The 2,931-nt window shown below is 29.7% G+C and carries 3 protein-coding genes; all 3 read left to right on the forward strand.

Features of this window, described 5'->3' with window-relative positions; translation table 11 throughout:
* The first annotated feature begins 386 nt into the window (after window positions 1-386).
* The 3 genes from N4A55_RS09190 to N4A55_RS09200 all read left to right on the forward strand — a co-directional run bounded on the left by N4A55_RS09190 (window position 387) and on the right by N4A55_RS09200 (window position 2,655).
* The gene (locus N4A55_RS09190; RefSeq protein ID WP_293755367.1) at window positions 387-572 is read left to right on the forward strand and encodes a SymE family type I addiction module toxin; all 186 of its coding nucleotides are present in this window, start codon (window positions 387-389) and stop codon (window positions 570-572) included.
* Between the two features lie 13 nt (window positions 573-585).
* Complete coding sequence (locus N4A55_RS09195; RefSeq protein ID WP_293755369.1) at window positions 586-939, forward strand: hypothetical protein; 354 nt, start codon at window positions 586-588, stop codon at window positions 937-939.
* A 474-nt stretch (window positions 940-1,413) separates the two neighbouring features.
* Window positions 1,414-2,655 carry an IS110 family transposase gene (locus N4A55_RS09200; RefSeq protein ID WP_293755371.1) on the forward strand — a complete coding sequence of 414 codons (1,242 nt, stop codon included), beginning with the start codon at window positions 1,414-1,416 and terminating at the stop codon, window positions 2,653-2,655.
* The last annotated feature ends 276 nt before the right edge of the window (window positions 2,656-2,931 follow it).

Consider the following 2,931-nt stretch of genomic DNA (forward strand, 5'->3'; position numbering starts at 1 on the left):
AGTCAACGTAATAGCTTAATTTTAGAGGATTGTGGGTATAGATATTCTATCTAGTCTTGTTATGTCTTGTTTTTTTATTGACCCATTAGAAAGACCCTGAAAATCTTTCCCCCCTAAGACCTTAAAACACTTCGTAGCTTCTTACCCTAGATAATTCTTTTATTGGCTATTACTATTGCTACATTAATTGGAAAATAAAAAGGTCGCCATATCTCCTATGTATTGAGAGTACATAGGAGCATATGCAGGTATCCTACTACCTACACATACAGCGTACGCTGTTATAAGCAACCTTTATATAATTATAGATGATTCTACATCATTTAACAAGTGTAGGTCAGAACTTTTTGTTTTCCTTTCAACACTTTGAAAGGAGATTATTACATATGAATTTACGACCTCTTACTGTTTCTTGTATTACTAATTATTTAGGAGTTAAAAAAGATTTTTCAACATATCCAGTTATCAGGCTTCAAGGGAAATGGCTTGAAAAATTGGGTTTTAACATTGGCGATAAGGTACATGTCATAGAGGAAAAGGAACAGTTAATTATTAAGATTAAGAAAGATTAGGAGTTGATATTTTATGGCTAGAGTAAGATATACTACCACTTTAGATGAAGATTTATTACATATAGCAAAGCATAAGGCGTCATTACTTGAGGGTTCTTATGGTGCTAATGAAATTATTGAACAAGCACTTAGATTTTACTTTAGAAACGCTAGCGTTACAGTTTGGGAGAAAAGTATTAATACGAAAGATGATAATAAGGACAAACATTTTCAAAAGCTTATATTAAGGTCTAATAGATTAATTCTTGAAACTGTACAAGATAGAACTATTATTAAGGAATATGATAAAGAGGCAGTAAGCCCCAAATCACTTAAAAATGGGGGCTGGTCAAAGGTTTGGGATATATCCAAACTTATGACTTATTAATGAGTATACTAATACTTTGTTATTAATCTAAAGAAGGTGAATTTCCTATTCGGAGACTGTCATAACCTTGTTATAAGACTGATACTATCTATGTGAAACCTTCTTTATTATTAATATATCAATACCATTTTTACTATTAAGATAAGAAAATGACGTATTCCAATATATCAACTGTCATAACCTTGTTATCAGACTTGAAAATAAACCTTGTGAAGCCTTTTCTTATCTTATTAGCTTTAGCTTTATATTTATGAATTTAATCATTATTAAGTTTATACATATACAGCTATTAAGCTTATACGGACGTTGACAACTACATATAGTTTTATTACCAACTATCTTATTTTCTCCTATGAGAAAGTGTCTAAAGCTTGCTGTACTATCAGTGTGCGACTTGCAATTATTGTTTTTCGTAAGTTAGCACTATTATTGTGGGTGCTTGCATTTTTATTAACAAATTAGGAGGATTTTTACATGAAATTACATAAGAAACAACAATATATCTACGTGGGACTTGATACCCATAGAAAAACTCATTATGCTTGTATTATCAACTGTTGGCATGAAATACTAGATTCCTTTGAGTTTAATAATAAACCTAGTGAATTTATTATGTTTATTGAATATATATCACAGTATGAAACAGATGGATTAACTGCTGTTTATGGTCTTGAGGACGTTAATGGAGTTGGTCGGTCACTATGCAGATTTTTGCTGTCGCAGGGTAAGAAAGTAAAATTTGTTAATTCTGTTCTTAGTTCAAAAGAAGCTGATAAAAAAGCAATAAAACATAAAACTGACGCTCATGATTCTTATGCTATTGCCAAAGTTGTTCTAAATGAATTAGATTCATTACCAAGCGTAGAGGAAGAAAACACAGTTTATCATCTTATAAGACAGTTAATGACAAGAAGAACAAAACTAACTAGTCAATCTACCTCTATCAAGAATCAGTTACATACACAATTAAATTTTCATTATCACAATTACAATAAGTTCTTTAGCAGTATAACAGTTAAGACAGCTCTTGAATTTTGGTATCAGTATCCAAGTGCTAAATCATTTGAAAATGTAACTATTCAAGAATTAGGTCAATTTCTTAAAAGAGTTAGTAATAATAATCTTTCAGAGGAAAGGGCAACATTTATCCTTGATACCATTAAAAATGATGGAGATATCTATAATCATGATGATGTACGGTGTTTCTTAATAAAGGACTTTATCGAGGATTATAGGTTCAAAATGTATGAGATTGACAAAATAGATAATAAGTTGAAAGGTCTAATAGATTCATTAGGTCTACATCTTGATACTATATATGGTATTGACTTTGTAACAACTGCTGAATTAGTTGCAGAGATTGGCGACATTAATAGATTCAAAACTGCAAGAAAACTTGCTAAATATAGTGGTGTATCACCTATTACTTATAGTTCGGGTGATACAGACAAGAAAAAGCCAAATAGACAGGGTAACAGAAAACTAAGAACTATACTATTTAATCTAGCAGTAAGACAAATACAAGTAACTAGAGGAACAAAAGAACCTAGAAACCCTATCATGTACGAGTATTATCAACGTAAAATCAGTGAAGGGAAAACCAAGACACAAGCTCTTGTATATGTTTCAAGAAGATTAGTAAATATTATCTTTGCTATGATGAAACATAAAACAGCCTATTGTACTGATAATAGCGTATCAAAACAAGCTTCATAAGTAACTATTAACATATCAACTACAGCAAGCACCCAATAATATAATGATTAGTTCAATGTAGAGAATAAATTTATCTATATGTTTTAATGATTATATTATAAAGATTATTCTTAGTTATATTACAGTACCCATTATGATTATTAAATAATAATAATTATATTATACATATTTGTCTTAAATATGATAAAATATATCTAGCCATACTTATGTCATACATGTGAAATAAGCTATCAATACTAAAATAACTGTATTAAGCTTTATTATTATGGATAGTTA

It is taken from the genome of Vallitalea sp., from assembly GCF_025211055.1.
Classification (GTDB): domain Bacteria; phylum Bacillota; class Clostridia; order Lachnospirales; family Vallitaleaceae; genus Vallitalea.